Source organism: Pseudomonas sp. FSL W5-0203, from assembly GCF_001896155.1.
Taxonomy (GTDB): Bacteria; Pseudomonadota; Gammaproteobacteria; order Pseudomonadales; family Pseudomonadaceae; genus Aquipseudomonas; species Aquipseudomonas paracarnis.
Map to the genome: position 1 here is coordinate 22,969 of NZ_MPOR01000027.1, position 14,292 is coordinate 37,260.

Below are 14,292 nucleotides of genomic sequence, written 5' to 3' on the forward strand. Positions count from 1 at the left end.
ATGGTGCCAAGGTCATTAGTGAAACGGTCGAGGTGGTACAAGGCATAGCAGCCGAGCTCTCACGAGCGGCTGAAGGCATCACTGCAGTCAATCAGCAGTCAGAGATGATCCGCAGCATCGTGCAGACCATCCGAGGTATCGCCGAGCAGACCAACCTACTTGCTCTAAATGCTGCTATCGAAGCTGCAAGGGCGGGTGAACAAGGCCGAGGTTTTGCGGTGGTCGCCGATGAAGTACGAAACCTTGCAGCCCGCACGGCGCAGGCCACCGTGGAAATCGTCGATGTTGTGAAGCGCAACCATGAACTAGCGCAGGATGCTGTGGAGAGCATGCAGGCTAGTCGCCAAAAGGTCGATCAAGGCGTCGATTTGGTCAGCCAAGCCGGCTTTGTGATAGAGGAAATTCAGAGCGGAGCACGGCAAGTAGTCGACGCCGTGCGCCAGTTCGCCGAGGCAAAGGAAGAGCTCTGATGTAACTGTATCGGGCACAACCTCGTAAGGCTGTTCCAATTTCTCACGATAAGCGTGCTTGTCCAATATGACATCATCGCTGCTTACTGGGCGCAACTGAACGTTTGCATCCGAGCATCACGTCTTACGCAATTAGACCGGTTGCCAAATATGCGGCAGCAAATGATCGATTTCACTCGCCCGCTGCGTCGGCAGGCGTGTGAGCACGTCCTTCAAATAGGCATACGGATCATGACCGTTGAGCCGCGCAGACTGGATCAAACTCATGATCGCCGCCGCCCGTTTTCCGCTGCGTAGCGACCCTGCGAAGAGCCAGTTCTTGCGTCCAAGAGCCCATGGTCGGATCTGGTTCTCTGCCCAATTGTTGTCTATGGGTACAGCCCCGTCATCGAGGTAGCGCGACAGCGCTGCCCAGCGTTTCAGGCTGTAATCGAGTGCTTTGCTGATGGCTGAGCCTTCGGGCACAAAGTCGCGCTGGGCGCTCATCCAGACATGTAGCATGTCCATTACCGGGACGGCTTTTTCTTTCCGTATTCGCCGCCGTAAATCCGGCTCCAGATCGCGGACTTCGCTCTCGATTTCGTACAACAACTGGATATAGCGCAGGGCTTGCTCAGCAAGCGTGCTTTTATTCGTAGCGTGCAGCTCGAAGAATTTGCGCCGTGCATGGGCCATGCAGCCGATTTCGGTCACGCCGAGTTCGAAGCTGGCTTTGTAACCGCCAAAATCGTCACAGACCAGCTTGCCCCTCCAGCCTTGCAGGAAGTTGCGAGCATGCTCTCCGGCACGGCTGGGGCTGAAGTCATAAACCACCGCTGCCACATCCGAGAACTGGCTGGTGGCGTAGGCCCAAACATAGGAACGGTGGGTTTTCTTTGTTCCCGGCATGAGCATTTGCACGGGTGTTTCATCGGCATGAATAATCTGCTGCCCGAGTACCACTTCGCGCAGCGCATCGACCAGCGGCTGCAACTGAACCCCAGTCACGCCAACCCATTCGGCCAAGGTTGAGCGTGGAATCGCCAGGCCCGCTCGACCGAAGATCGATTCCTGACGGTAAAGCGGTAAATGGTCAGCAAACTTGGCAATCATGACGTGGGCCAGCAGCCCAGCGGTTGGGATGCCCTTGTCGATGATCTGAGCCGGAACCGGTGCCTGGATAAGCGTTTCGCAGTCATCGCAGACCCATTTGCCACGTACATGACGCTCGACGGTGAACACGCCCGGTGTGTAATCCAACTTCTCACTGACATCTTCACCGATGCGTTTCAGCGCGCAGCCGCATGGGCAGTGAGTGTTGTCAGGTTCGTGATGGATCAGTGTGCGTGGAAACTCAGCCGGCAATGCAGTGCGCTTGGGCTTCTGCTTTTTCTCGGTCGCCGCTGGCACTGTTTGCAAGGCCTGAAGCTCTGCTTCAATCGCTGCGATATCTGTATCGATCAGGTCATCGAGCAAACTGGCCTGCTCAGGATTCATCTGCTCGCTGCGCTTGGCAAATTTTTCAAGCGCTTGAGCTGCGCAATTTCGAAGGTCAGCTTCTCGATCACCGTCTGATCGCGGTTGATCTTCTTGCCCATGGTTTCGACCGTCTTACCCATTGTTTCGACTTGCGAGAGCAATTGCGCAGCTAAGGCACGCAGTTGGTCGGGAGTCATTTGGTCGAGATTGGGAGAAGAAGTCATGCGCCGAATTTTGCCAGAGCAGGCGCTTCGCGGCGATAGACCGATAGGCTAATGGCAGCCGTTAAAGCAGTGTGATCGAGCCGCCGGAACCTGCTCGTTGCCATGGCAGGCCCAATACCAAGGCTTGGAGTTGCTCGGTGTCCAACTGCATTTCAGAGCCATGACGAATGCTTGGCCAGTGGAACTTGCCCTGGCTCAACCGGCGCGCCGCCAGCCATATGCCGAAGCCGTCATGCACCAGCACTTTCATGCGATTGGCGCGGCGGTTGGCGAAAAGATAAGCACAGTGCGGCTGCGCCGCACCGAACACCGCAATCACCTTGGCTAATGCCGTTTCGGTACCAGCGCGCATGTCCATCGGCTCGGTGGCGAGCCAGATGGAGTCGATGCGAATCATCGCAGAAGGTCTCGAAGAAAGGTCGCGCAGGCAGCAGCATTTTCAGTGGGCCAGTTCACTGTGACGGTGCCACGCGGGTGCTGTATTTCAACGCAAATATTCGATGATGATGTGTGGGATTTCGCCCCTGCCAGCGGCACGGGTAACGGAATAAATGCAGGTTGCAGCGCTGTGCTTTTCTGGTAACCGTCCGGCCAGCACCCTCTCCTGACAGCCCTCCAAATTAGCCAAGATAGTGGACACCATTTTTTAGTGGACACTATCTTGGATACCGTTGCCCTAGCCCGTCGAACCGGCCGCCGCCCCAACTTCCCGCTGGCGTTCAAACGCCAAGTCGTCGAGGCGACCCTCCAGCCTGGCGCCTCCGTGTCGTTGATCGCTCGTGAGCATGACGTCAATGCCAACCTAGTGTTTCGCTGGCGGCATCAATATCAGGAAGGGGTATTCGGCGCCGTCAGCCAGAGCGCAACGCTTTTGCCCGTCCAGGTGATGGAGGCGCCAATCGATCTGCCGCACGTCGTCCAGCCACAGGCGGAGTGTCATTCCGAGATCGCAGTTGAGGTCGGAAAAGCCAAGTTGCGTATCATGGGCGCACCCGATCCGCAGACGCTGCAATTCGTCTTGCAGCAGTTGCTGCGATGATTGCCCCGCCCGCTGGAACCCGTATCTGGATCGCCGCCGGCGTCACGGATATGCGCCGTGGCTTCGATGGTTTAGCGGCACTGGTGCAGACACAGTTGGAAGCCGACCCGTTTTCCGGTCAGATATTTGCCTTTCGCGGACGGCGCGGTGACCGGATCAAGCTGTTGTGGTGGGATGGCGACGGCTTGTGTCTGTTTTGCAAACGGTTGGAACAAGGGCGCTTCGTCTGGCCGCAAGCAACCAGCGGCAGCGTGTCGCTGACGCCTGCGCAGTTATCGATGCTGTTGGAAGGCATTGATTGGCGCAGGCCAATTCGTACAGCGCCTGTCCTCGCAGTCTGACTTGCCGCGCTGAAAAAATCCCCAGTAACATGCGGTCATGACTCTCGTGACCGACTCCCTGCCGAACGATCTTCAAGCCTTGAAGACTCTGGTCTCTGCCCAGCGGGCAGAGATTGAGCGCTTGAAAATGATGATCGCCAAGCTGCGTCGTACGCAGTTCGGTCGCAGCTCCGAGCAACTGGACGCGATGATCGATCAACTCCAGTTGAGCCTCGAAGAGCTGCAAGTCAGCCAAGCCGAAATGACAACGCCAGTCGAACCGGCACCTCGCGCAGTTTCGCGCCGCAAACCATTGCCCGAACACCTGCCTCGCGAAACTCACGTGCATCAGCCCGAGTCGCAATGCACGGGCTGCGGTGGGGAGCTTCGCTATTTGGGTGAGGATGTGTCCGAAGTGCTGGAGTACGTTCCGGCACGTTTCAAAGTGATCCGCCATGTTCGCCCCAAGTGGGTCTGCCGCTGCTGCGAGCACATCGCCCAGGTGCCGGCGCCGAGTCGTCCGATAGCCCGAGGCCTTGCAGGCCCGGGGTTGTTGGCCCATGTGCTGGTCTCCAAGTTTGTTGATCATTTGCCGTTGTATCGGCAGTCCGAGATCTACGCCCGTGAGGGCGTGGAGCTGGAGCGCTCAACCCTGGCCGACTGGGTGGGCCAGAGCAGTCAGTTGCTCAGGCCGCTGATCAACGCCCTTGAGCACCACGTCATGAGCGGTCACAAAGTCCATGCAGACGACACGCCGATTGGCGTGCTCGCGCCGGGCAACGGCAAGACCAAAACGGCTCGCCTGTGGACATACGTGCGGGACGACCGACCTGCGGGTGACTCGACACCGGCGGCGGTCTGGTTTGCCTACTCGTCGGATCGCAAGGGGCAACATCCGCGCGCTCATCTCAAGGGCTTTAGCGGGATCTTGCAGGCTGACGGCTACGCCGGTTTTGCTCAGCTGTATGCGACGGGCACTATTGAGGAAGCTGCATGCTGGGCTCACGCCCGGCGCAAGTTTTACGATGTCTACAAAGACTTGGCTTCACCCCTTGCCGCCGAGGCGCTGCAACGGATTGCGGCCCTGTATGCCATCGAAAGCGAGATCCGAGGGCAGCCGCCCAACCTGCGAAAAACGGTTCGGCAAAGTCGGGCCAGTCCGCTGCTGGAACACCTGCACGCATGGCTTAATCAGACGCTGACTCAACTGTCGAAAAAGTCGGCATTGGGCGGTGCAATCCTCTATGCCCTCAACCGGTGGCAGGCCCTAACGCGCTACTGCAATGACGGCCGAATCGAAATCGACAACAACGCCGCCGAACGGGCGCTACGCGCCGTCGCGCTGGGCCGCAAAAACTACCTGTTTGCCGGTTCCGATGCCGGCGGAGAACGAGCCGCTGCGATTTACAGCCTGGTGGGTACTGCCAAGCTAAACGGGTTAAACCCACAGGCCTATCTGGCCTACGTACTTGAGCACATTGCCGAACACCCGATCAATCGGGTGAGCGAGTTGCTGCCTTGGAACATTTCTTTGAATCACACTGAACACTGCGAGGCCGCCTGATCCATGGTTAAAACTGTCCGTTTACCCAAACCCGCCCCCGACCTGTTACTGCTGCACATCGAGCTGAAGTGGATCACTCCGAAGATTTGGCGTCGGTTCGCGGTGCCTGAAAACATCACCTTGGGCAAGCTGCACCATGTCATCCAGGTCGTGATGGGCTGGAGTGATAGCCATCTGCATGAGTTTGAAATTGCTGGTGAGAATTACGGCATGCCCGACCCTGATGGTTGGGGGCCGACGGTGAACCCGGAAGCCCGTAAAACGCTGATCGAGGCGCTGAACGGAAAGCGGACATTCAATTATCTCTACGACTTTGGTGACAGCTGGCATCACAGTATCAAGGTCGAAAAAACGCTACCCGCTGTTGCCTGTCCTCAGGTGCCGTATTGCATCGACGGCGCCAATGCTTGCCCACCGGAAAACGTGGGTGGCGGGCCTGGTTACGAGGAGTTTCTGGAGGCGATGGGCAACCCCGATCATCCAGAGCATGACGCCATGGTTGAATGGCATGGCGATGTTTTTGATCCGGTGACATTTGAGTGCGAGCGCGTGAACCAGTGGTTTAAACGGATTAAGGTTTGAGTTGCAAGGCGGTGTAGCTCGGACGCTTACCTTTTCTGCGCTTGCAGGCGAATCCATTTGTGGACGAGGTTTGCGTTGAGGTTATGGCTGAGTGCGATGCTGGCAATCGAAGCACCGGGCTGGGCACACTCTTGAATGACCTGAGCTTTGAAGGATTTGGAATAGGAACGGCGTGTTGGCTGCATGAAATACCCGCTTAAAAGGCTAGAACTGGTGCCCACTTAAATGTAAGTGCACACCATGTCTTGGCTTTGCAGGGCTGGGTAGATGACTTGGCCGTACGCATACGGACGAGGCGGGCTAGGGGACCTTACAGCTAGCTCAGGCGGTCAGTGCCCGCTTGATGCGGTACACAGTCGCAACGCCGCACTCGGCCATCTTGGCGACCTCTTCAGCAGACGCCTGCGGATGTTTTGCAAGGATGCTTTCAACCTTCTTCCACTTGGCCGCGTCCTTGCTCTTGCCGGTGGGCTTCCAGTCAGGGTTAGCGGCTTGCTTGTTCTGGATACCTTGGCGGATACGCTCCACGCGTTTTTCTTGATCGAGACGAGCCATGGTTGCCATTAGGTCGATCAGCATGCCGTTGACCACTTCCATGATCTGGCCGGTGATACCGCTGTCCTGTACAAGTAAGTGGCTGGTTGGTAGGTCAGCGATGACCAGTCGCAAGCCCTTAGCTTCAATCGTAGCTTTCAGCGATCTCCAATCAGACTGAGAGAGGCGAGTAAGCCTGTCTACGGATTCACAGAGACAGATGTCACCGGGTGCTGCTGCTTCGAGCATGGCGAGCAACTGAGGGCGATCAAGCTTAGTCCCGCTGATGTTCTCCGCGTAGATGCCCGCGATGGTGAGCCCTTTCTCTGTGGCAAAGGCTTCGAGTGCAGCTTTCGCTCTGTTGGCGTCTTGATCTTTGGTCGATGCGCGGAGGTAGAGATGGGCGAGCATTAGCGTTTATCCGTTAGACTAAGATTAGATAGGTCTATGATAATCTGATCATATAGCTATTCACGAGAGTTATTTGATAGATGGCGACAAATGGTCGGCTGACTATCAAACCTGTCTACTGTTTTGATAGTGGTCTGAGGACTATTTACCGGCCCAAATCAGATCTCGCGCCTAGTCTCCGGAACGGTTTGCGACAAGGCACTTGTCAATGTCCTCAAGTGCTCCTTCCATGATCTCGTTTGTCCGCTCGTGAAGTTCCTCACCGTAGTGGCCGGCTTTCATGCGGTGAGAGCGCCGAGTTTGGTCATAAATATCGCGCAAATACATACGGCTTTCTTCAAGATGAACGGAAACTAGCAGCCGCAAGCGCCTGAGTTTGGCTGTACTCAATCGACCCAGCTCAGCCTCCCAAGTGCTGCGGTAGAAGGGCCGCATAGAGATGCTGCGGTAACTGCCGGCAGAATTAGCCAGGACGTCGTGCAAGTGCGGCGCCATGCTCTTGATCTCAGTCGACCGATCCCAGTTCGAGCCGACTTCGGGCTGCTTGAGATTGACGCTTCTGCTATGCGGCGTGGGTTTTATTTCAAAGCCTCGGCCATCAGTTGCGCGCTTAAACGCCCCGCCAGGGTTGGCCTGGGCCCAAGCCCGAGCCTGAGCAAAGGTCTCGAAACGCAGGGAAGCTCCGCTGGATGAAGACAACCTATTGCCAGATTGTTGAGTGCTCTCGCCGCCCCTTTCGTCGGCCGTCCAGGACAAAGACTTGCTACGGCCTGAGGAGGTCGCGTTGGGATTGCCCGTGCGCATGATGTGCTGCACGCCTGCATCCAGCTCGTCCTCGGTGAAGGCCGCATCGGGCATGCCATCATCGTCATCATCCCAGCCGAACTGACCTGAACCCATGCACTGACACCTTTTCAAACATGTTGACGATACTGCCGTCCTTGGGGGGAATAAACCCAAATCCGGGCCGTCTACTCACGTTAAACAATCTAATTAATTATCATCATCTTCATAGCCGCCCCCATATTGACCATTCGATTGGTCATAATAGGTATTGATACTATTAGAGTTTTGTTGATCCCGTTTTTGAGCGTCAATATCAATACTGTATCGATTACTATCGGCCGGATTACTTAAATCATAGCTATAGCTTTGGCCTGATGATCCTTGATAGGAGTCATTGCTCGAACCATAGCCTTTAATTTCTGTCCCAGATGCGCAATTGCCCATGACAGTAGGGCCCACACAACCTGCATTTGCAGTATTCATCACGCCAATAAAAAGCATGAATGTGGCTGCCATATAAACATTTTTCATTTCCTGCACTCCATGTCGTTTTTTTTCAAAATGCGATTATAGCCTTACCATTTTTCCTATCGCTAAATGATCAGCCTACTCGCTTTGGTTGAGGCCATAAGAGTCTCGATGCCGTTCAACACAGCTTTTAAGCTTGCTTCCAAGCCGGGACTCAAATTCCGAGTATGTGAGCTTCGAAAGATCAACAGGGATGGTCAAGCTCTCCAGAACTGCCTGTTTCCTCGATTGGCTGAATCCATTGCCGTACATGGCGACTTGACCCTCCCGGCCTCTTGAGTGTCCTGTCAGGTCCGGCAGCACAAGATATGCCTCTCCTCCGGCCTCACGGGCAAGGTCCGTGAATGTGTGGCGGAAGCTATGGAAATTCTTCCTATCAGTTTTGCCCGCCGCGTCTCTTTCACGAATGCCGCACTTAAAGAAATACCCTGATGCCGGTGTACTCTTGCTTGGGAAGCGACAGAAGAAATGGGTGGCATTGCTCCCCCATCCCTTTTTGGGGTTGTAGGTCAAACCATCTGAGAACAATTTATCCCGCCCTTCTTTGGCTGCTTGCTCTACAAATTCCAAAAAGCCCATACGAATCAGCTCGCTGTGTATCGGCAGTATCCTCCGGCTGGACTGGTTCTTCAGTGACTTCGGCAATGGGCGGTCCCGCTCGTCGTCCATCAAGCTGATGGTCCAGATACCTTCACGCTCGTTTTTGCTAACGTCCTCGGTATCAAGCTGACAGAGCTCGTTGAGGCGTCCGCCGGTGAGAAGTCCCAAGATTGGAAGCCAGAATTGGTATGGGAACACAGCGCTGCTCTTGACGAGTTCTGTGCCTGTGTACAAATAGCCGGAATAAATGGCTTGTAGGTCAGCTTTTGTGAACGCTTTTTCCACTGGTTTTTTTCCAGCTGGATTGCGATCTGGAGTCGGTCGGTCTGGGGCATCCGGTGAGATCTTTGTCAGCCCTTTCTTAAAGGCAAATTCATGGAGTACGCCGAGGCGAACGATGAGCTTTTCAATCGTGGCTGCTTCGATGCGTCGCTCCCCGTCTTTCGCCAGGATCGTCTCTATTGATGAGTCCGGGGGCGGTAGCTTGCTGCCTCGGCTCGGTCGTATGTCAAAAACGTCAGAGTAGATGCGCTCAAAGTCTTCAACTGTGAACTGATTGATCGGTTTGCTGGCGCTCAAGATATTCAAACGACAAGCGTGACCTTGCTCATCTTCTTTTGTCCGTGCGCTTTTCTGTTGGCCTCTCGACAGTTTCGCGAGCGTTTCCCAGTGTTGCTGCCACAGCTCGTATAAATTCGGCCCGTTAGGCGGAACGATCACGTTTGTTGCTGTCGATGCTTCATTGCTTTCGAAGGGTTGCAGCGCTAGCCGCTCAATAAGCGTGGGGAGAAGTTTTTTAAACTGAGGTAATGGCAAACTACGCCCCCGAGCGTAAAGCTGCTCAGCGAGCTTCTCCATTCTTGTAGGGATGGTCCTTGTGCCATGGCCAGTCAGCGCTCTGGCAATTATTTGTCGTCGCTGTTCCTCTTCGATTCCACACCACTCGTCGTCGGAGAGAAGCGACTGGAAGCCTGGCTTCTCTTGATCGCGTGTCGAGTGAGAAGCCCATGTTCCTGGGGCCTCAGCTTTCGCCATTTCGCTTAGATAGATTTCGTAATCTTCGTCTGTAGGCATGTATTCGTCGTTTTCGGCCATAGCTAGCACCTTGTCAAAAGCGGCTTCGAAGCGTGCAGCGTATTGCCGGGCACGTCGAAGCGCCAGCTTGGCACTGTCTGTTTTTAGCGTTCGTCGAATTTCTCGCTGTAGGCCAAATGCTGAGCGCAGAGGTTTTGGAATTACTATTCGGAAATAGTAGGTTCCATGGCGATTCTGAGTTAGGAATGCGGGTCGGGCTGGCATGGCTGCACCTTTGCGATGCCCCACCTGGTGGCACTACTCAGTGCCCCACTAACCTAAAAGACCCTTCACTGATCGAAAAAACGAACTCCGACAAGCGTTTAGCGAAACTGGATTTGATGGCGGGATTCGAACCCACGACCCCTGCCTTCGGAGGGCAGTACTCTATCCAGCTGAGCTACGGATGCTTGTGCGGGCGACATCATACCCATGTCGACCTGATGCGTCCATTCCAGCGTTTTCCCCGCCCCCTGTCGTCCATTTCCGACAAAAAATGGCTAATCGCCACCCTCATTCACAACTCCCCGCGCCGCACGTCCCTTTGTTTGCTTTGCTCTTGTGGCTTTAAACCGCTTCCACGCCGCAATTCCTCAGGTGAACGCATGCATTCCAAAGGAACCGTGATGCTCGATCTCCCGCTCAGACAAACCCTGCTGGCTCGCTCCGATTTGTTTCGAGGTATGCCGGAGCATCTCTTGCGCTACGTCGCCACCCATATGGTGGAGCGCACGCTGGATGATCGTGAGCTGTTGTATTTCAAGGACGACACCCTCGAATTCATTGCGTTGGTGGTGGAGGGTCGGATTTATTCGGTGGTGCATGGGCCGGATGGGCGCGAGCAGATTATCGGCAGTACCGGGGTCGGGCAGGTGGTGGGGGAGACGGCGTTGATCAAGGATCATGGGCGCGAGTCTTCTACCTTTGCCAGCGGGCCCACGCGGTTGTTGCAGTTGGGTAGCCGGCATTTTGCTGTGTTGTTTGAGGAGCCGGTGTTTCTGCGGCGCCTGTTGATGCTGATGATGCTGCGGTTGCTGCACGCCATCGAGTTGTTGGAGTTGGTGTGCCTGCATCGGTTGGAGTCGCGGTTGGCGCGGTTTTTGTTGGCGAACCTGGGTGAGATCGACCTGGCGTTGGCTTTGCCCAGTGTGTCGTTGCCCGCAAGCCAGGGGGTGTTGGCGTCGATGCTGAACACCAGCCGGCCCAAGCTGAATGTGCAGCTGCAAGTGTGGCGGCGCAGTGGGGTGATCAGCGGCGATCTGGAGCGCATGGTGATCAACGATGTCGAGCAGTTGCGGCGCAAGGCTTTTGCGCTGAATTAGTTGTGGTGGTGTTCCCCAGGTAACAGCGTACCTCCGTCGAGCCCTCGCAGACTGGCCCTTCATCAAGGATGCACAGGAGTGCTGGCGATGGGGATGACTGTTCAGTTCAAGGATCAATGGGCCGCCGATGACCGTTTGTTCGAAGCGAGTTGGCGCGCTGTGCACGGCGAGCTCAGGCGCCGGGCGTTGCGGCGGGCCAAGGGCAATCTGGATCAGGGCCAGGAGTGGTTGGCGGCGACGGCGATCAAGGCCCTGTTGTTCTTTCGGCGCTCGCCCGAGCGCATTCGCGACCCTGAGGGGTTTCTGTTTCTGGTGCTCGATCATGTGTTTCTTGACAGCGTGCGGCGCAGCAAGCGCGAGGGGCGGCTGTTCGATGATTCGGTGGACCTTGAACACGATCACCTGGCCGCGCTCGCCGCGCCCTGCGCCTCGGTGCTGGAGCGGGTGGAATGTTATGAGCGCCTGGAGCAGATCGAGGCGCACGTCGCACGGTTACCGCTGTTGCAGCAGCGCTTGTTCGAGATGCGTTTTGTCGATGACCTGCCTTACCCGCAAATTGCCGCCGAGCTGCACGTGAAGCTGCCGCTGGTGCGCAAGCGCGTGCAACTGCTGCGCAGTGCCTTGCGCTGAAGGCGATTCACAGACGTTGGCGTGGGGCGTTCTAGTGGTATGAGCGCAGCACGCCGCCGCTATCCACACCCAAACCTGGGTGAATGCCATCAAGGAGAGATGTATGACAGAGGTCAACAGCCAGATCACCGACGCGGTCACTCAAACCAACGTCAAGGTGGTGGCCGAGGCGCCGGCCCAGGCCATCGCGTCGCTGTACCAGGTGGCCAGCAGCGCGGCGGGCCTGTCGTTGCAGAACGCGGTCAACAGCCAGCAGGCGATGAATCAGATTTCCAACGCGGTGATCTCCAAGGCCGTGGCGCTGATCATGCAGATTGGCGAGAAGGGCTGAGGCCTCGGGAGATCGATTATGTCGTGGTTCAGCAGAAAGAAACCCGCCGCCTCTCCAGCAACGCCCGCCGCCGATTCACCTGCGACGGCGCCCGCCGCACCGGCCTCGCGCTCGATCATGGCGCGCATGAACGAGCATTTGCTCAATCAGGTGAGCGCGCCGTCATCCGACAGCACGGCGGCGCTCAATAGCCAGATTGTGCAGGCGGTGCAGTTCACCAATTCGCAGAACTTTGCCTATGCGCCGGCGCAGATCGCGGTGCCGGCCGACATGATGATCAGCCAGGCGGCCGGGTTGGTGGCGCAAGCGGCGGCGGGGTACTTCGATGGGGTCAGCAAGATCGCGTTGGCGGCCCAAGCCGTGCTGCTCCAGCAAATGACCGAGAACATCGTCAAGGACAACTTGCCGGCCGCTGCCGAAGACGCCTTGGGCGCCCTGGCCACCGACCTGCTGGTGGGCGCCGCTGCCGCCGTGGCTGCTGCTGCCGGTGCGATGGAAGCCGAAGCCGCCAGCGTGGCCATCGACAAGATCGACCAGAGCATCGCCAAGTACGCCGACACCCTGGCCAACCGGGCCGCGCCAGCGGCCTGAACCGAGCACAGCGCTTCGGCGTTCTGCTGGAGCGGTGCAACAGCAACTTGAAAGCAACTTTTCTTGAGTGAGGAGCGACATCATGCAGCCTGGAGATATTATTTTTTCTGTCAAACAAGATGACGACAGCGCAACGCGGGCGTTTATCAAAGCCGGTCAATTGGTCAAGGCCAAGGTGTTCTCGCAGGACACGACCTACCTGAATGTGGTTCACCCGGCGATTGCGGTGAGCGACACCCTGGTGATCGAAAGTGTCGGCAGTGGCCTAGCCCTGACCGACCTGAGCCTGGAAAAACCGCCACGCTCGGCGATGGTGTTTTCCTGCGTGGATACCGAGCTGGGCGAGGCGGCGACGGTGGCTGCCAAGCAGTTCTATTTCGACAAGATCGGTGGTGATATCCGGGGCCGTTACAGCGTGTGGAACGCGATGATCTCAGCCTTTCGGCGCTGGACTTCCGATACCAGCCTGGTGACACGGATCAACGAGTCCATCGACATCGGCAGCGGGTCCTTTTGTTCGCAATTCGCGGCCAACTGCTATGAGGTCGGCAACCTCTACAATGAGGCCAACCTGCTACCGCCTCCGCCTGCCATTTTCCCCAACCAGCCCAGCGCCATCACGCCTGCGGAGTTGGCGACCTTCTGTGATTCGTCGCCGCACTTTTACTTTGCCGGTTTCTGGCAGGACAACGTTGAGGTGCGGCTTTAGCGGGCGTGTCGCCACCAAGGCAGCCCCTAAGGAGGTCGCTATGCAACCCTCGGTCCTGTCCACCGACGACCGCCAACGGCTTGAAGCGATGCTGCGCAACCCGCAGATTTTCGCCGGAACGCCCCAGGCCATCGTCGACGAAACCCTCAAGCGCGCCACCCAGGTGCTTGAGCAATCGAAGGCCAACGAACAAGCGCTCAAGACGGCTGCCCAGCAGCGTGAAGCGGCGCTACGCCAAATGCTGAACGGCGCGGCCTCGGACCAGGACGCGCAACGCAAGGAAGTGCAGGCACTGATCCAAGGATTGATCGCCCAGATTGAAGCGGCGCTGGGCCCCGCAGCGAAACCCTAAACCAGGTTTCACAGCGCCTGTTTCGCAACGTTCATTGATGAACACGGAATGCACCGTGTACTAAATAAGGAAATTGATCATGCCATTAGTCAACGAGCAAATTACCGACGCGGTCACCCAGACCAACGTCAAAGTGGTGGCCGAATCGCCAGCGATGGCGATGAGCACTATTTATCAATCCATGGCGCAGGCCACGGCGATTCTGTTCCAGAACGCGGTGTCGGCCCAGCAGCAGCAAAACACCCTGGCCCAGGCGGCCACCAACCAGGGCGTGATGCAGATCTACAGCGTCGATACCACCGCAGGTGCGGCGGCCACCGAGAAAGTCGCCCAGGGTGGCGTGTCGGATAACCTCACCAGCCTGTTGACCGTGCTCAAGTCGTTCCAGCCGTAAGCACTGAGCAATAACGGATGTTGTTCTTTCTCAACCCAGGAGTTTCAACCATGAGTACAGTCAGCCCGCAAATCACCGATGCCGTCACTCAGACCAACGTCAAGGTGGTTGCCGAATCACCCGCGATGGCCATGAGCACCATTTACCAATCCATGGGCCAGGCCACGGCAATCCTGTTCCAGAACTCGGTCTCGGCCCAACAGCAACAAAACACCCTGGCTCAGGCGGCCACCAACCAGGGCGTGATGCAGATCTACAGCGTCGACACCACCGCTGGCGCCGCCGCCACCGAGAAAGTCGCCCAGGGCGGCGTGGCCGACAACTTGACCAGCCTGCTGGCCGTGCTCAAGTCGTTCCAACCTTAAGCTGCAAG

Annotated in this window: 18 protein-coding genes, 1 tRNA gene and 2 pseudogenes; 13 read left to right on the forward strand and 8 right to left on the reverse strand. The window is 57.0% G+C overall.

Annotated elements, in window-relative coordinates:
- Positions 1 to 29: 29 nt before the first annotated feature.
- Positions 30 to 470: pseudogene (locus BOP96_RS30940) on the forward strand (methyl-accepting chemotaxis protein); the annotation flags it as partial.
- Positions 471 to 602: 132 nt separating this feature from the next.
- On the opposite strand, the pseudogene tnpC (BOP96_RS20980) reads toward BOP96_RS30940, so the two are convergent.
- Positions 603 to 2,152: pseudogene (tnpC, locus tag BOP96_RS20980) on the reverse strand (IS66 family transposase).
- A 61-nt stretch (positions 2,153 to 2,213) separates the two neighbouring features.
- Positions 2,214 to 2,549 (reverse strand): IS66 family insertion sequence element accessory protein TnpB, encoded by a 336-nt coding sequence (tnpB, locus tag BOP96_RS30635; protein ID WP_009682493.1) that lies wholly within the window; start codon positions 2,547 to 2,549, stop codon positions 2,214 to 2,216.
- A 264-nt stretch (positions 2,550 to 2,813) separates the two neighbouring features.
- On the opposite strand from tnpB (BOP96_RS30635), the gene tnpA reads away from it, so the two are divergent.
- The 4 genes from tnpA to BOP96_RS21010 are packed head-to-tail and all read left to right on the forward strand — an operon-like array spanning position 2,814 to position 5,657.
- The gene (gene tnpA / locus BOP96_RS30945) at positions 2,814 to 3,191 is read left to right on the forward strand and encodes an IS66-like element accessory protein TnpA (RefSeq protein WP_158636783.1); all 378 of its coding nucleotides are present in this window, start codon (positions 2,814 to 2,816) and stop codon (positions 3,189 to 3,191) included.
- Positions 3,188 to 3,532 (forward strand): IS66 family insertion sequence element accessory protein TnpB, encoded by a 345-nt coding sequence (tnpB, locus tag BOP96_RS21000; protein WP_034138746.1) that lies wholly within the window; start codon positions 3,188 to 3,190, stop codon positions 3,530 to 3,532. Before tnpA ends, tnpB (BOP96_RS21000) begins: the two co-directional genes overlap by 4 nt.
- Positions 3,533 to 3,569: 37 nt before the next feature.
- Positions 3,570 to 5,075 carry an IS66 family transposase gene (gene tnpC / locus BOP96_RS21005; RefSeq protein WP_073453916.1) on the forward strand — a complete coding sequence of 502 codons (1,506 nt, stop codon included), beginning with the start codon at positions 3,570 to 3,572 and terminating at the stop codon, positions 5,073 to 5,075.
- Positions 5,076 to 5,078: 3 nt separating this feature from the next.
- Positions 5,079 to 5,657, forward strand: a complete 579-nt coding sequence (locus BOP96_RS21010; RefSeq protein WP_073453918.1) for a plasmid pRiA4b ORF-3 family protein — start codon at positions 5,079 to 5,081, stop codon at positions 5,655 to 5,657.
- 26 nt (positions 5,658 to 5,683) lie between these two features.
- Here BOP96_RS21010 and BOP96_RS21015 read toward each other — a convergent pair whose 3' ends face one another.
- From BOP96_RS21015 to BOP96_RS21040, 6 genes are all read right to left on the reverse strand, one after another.
- Positions 5,684 to 5,842: a transposase gene (locus BOP96_RS21015; protein WP_073453920.1), complete on the reverse strand. Its 159-nt coding sequence runs from the start codon at positions 5,840 to 5,842 to the stop codon at positions 5,684 to 5,686.
- Positions 5,843 to 5,978: 136 nt separating this feature from the next.
- The gene (locus BOP96_RS21025) at positions 5,979 to 6,602 is read right to left on the reverse strand and encodes a recombinase family protein (protein WP_073453922.1); all 624 of its coding nucleotides are present in this window, start codon (positions 6,600 to 6,602) and stop codon (positions 5,979 to 5,981) included.
- A gap of 171 nt (positions 6,603 to 6,773) precedes the next feature.
- Positions 6,774 to 7,502, reverse strand: coding sequence for a hypothetical protein (locus BOP96_RS21030; protein WP_073453924.1), 729 nt, complete (start codon positions 7,500 to 7,502; stop codon positions 6,774 to 6,776).
- 93 nt (positions 7,503 to 7,595) lie between these two features.
- Positions 7,596 to 7,919, reverse strand: a complete 324-nt coding sequence (locus BOP96_RS29785; RefSeq protein WP_138726237.1) for a hypothetical protein — start codon at positions 7,917 to 7,919, stop codon at positions 7,596 to 7,598.
- A 75-nt stretch (positions 7,920 to 7,994) separates the two neighbouring features.
- Complete coding sequence (locus BOP96_RS21035) at positions 7,995 to 9,815, reverse strand: site-specific integrase (protein ID WP_073453926.1); 1,821 nt, start codon at positions 9,813 to 9,815, stop codon at positions 7,995 to 7,997.
- Positions 9,816 to 9,923: 108 nt separating this feature from the next.
- Positions 9,924 to 9,994, reverse strand: a tRNA-Arg gene (locus BOP96_RS21040).
- 201 nt (positions 9,995 to 10,195) lie between these two features.
- Here BOP96_RS21040 and BOP96_RS21045 point away from each other — a divergent pair.
- The 8 genes from BOP96_RS21045 to BOP96_RS21080 all read left to right on the forward strand — a co-directional run bounded on the left by BOP96_RS21045 (position 10,196) and on the right by BOP96_RS21080 (position 14,284).
- Entirely contained in the window at positions 10,196 to 10,912 is a 717-nt protein-coding gene (locus BOP96_RS21045; RefSeq protein WP_014716411.1) for a Crp/Fnr family transcriptional regulator, read from the forward strand.
- Positions 10,913 to 10,999: 87 nt separating this feature from the next.
- Entirely contained in the window at positions 11,000 to 11,542 is a 543-nt protein-coding gene (locus BOP96_RS21050) for an RNA polymerase sigma factor (RefSeq protein WP_175563004.1), read from the forward strand.
- Positions 11,543 to 11,645: 103 nt separating this feature from the next.
- Entirely contained in the window at positions 11,646 to 11,873 is a 228-nt protein-coding gene (locus tag BOP96_RS21055; protein ID WP_003187543.1) for a RebB family R body protein, read from the forward strand.
- Between the two features lie 18 nt (positions 11,874 to 11,891).
- Positions 11,892 to 12,464 (forward strand): hypothetical protein, encoded by a 573-nt coding sequence (locus tag BOP96_RS21060; protein ID WP_019819925.1) that lies wholly within the window; start codon positions 11,892 to 11,894, stop codon positions 12,462 to 12,464.
- An 82-nt stretch (positions 12,465 to 12,546) separates the two neighbouring features.
- On the forward strand, positions 12,547 to 13,173 hold the full coding sequence (locus BOP96_RS21065) for a hypothetical protein (RefSeq protein ID WP_014716414.1): 627 nt from the start codon (positions 12,547 to 12,549) through the stop codon (positions 13,171 to 13,173).
- Between the two features lie 40 nt (positions 13,174 to 13,213).
- Complete coding sequence (locus tag BOP96_RS21070) at positions 13,214 to 13,525, forward strand: hypothetical protein (protein ID WP_073453928.1); 312 nt, start codon at positions 13,214 to 13,216, stop codon at positions 13,523 to 13,525.
- 79 nt (positions 13,526 to 13,604) lie between these two features.
- Positions 13,605 to 13,919 (forward strand): RebB family R body protein, encoded by a 315-nt coding sequence (locus BOP96_RS21075; protein ID WP_003187550.1) that lies wholly within the window; start codon positions 13,605 to 13,607, stop codon positions 13,917 to 13,919.
- 50 nt (positions 13,920 to 13,969) lie between these two features.
- On the forward strand, positions 13,970 to 14,284 hold the full coding sequence (locus BOP96_RS21080) for a RebB family R body protein (protein ID WP_003187551.1): 315 nt from the start codon (positions 13,970 to 13,972) through the stop codon (positions 14,282 to 14,284).
- Positions 14,285 to 14,292: the final 8 nt, after the last annotated feature.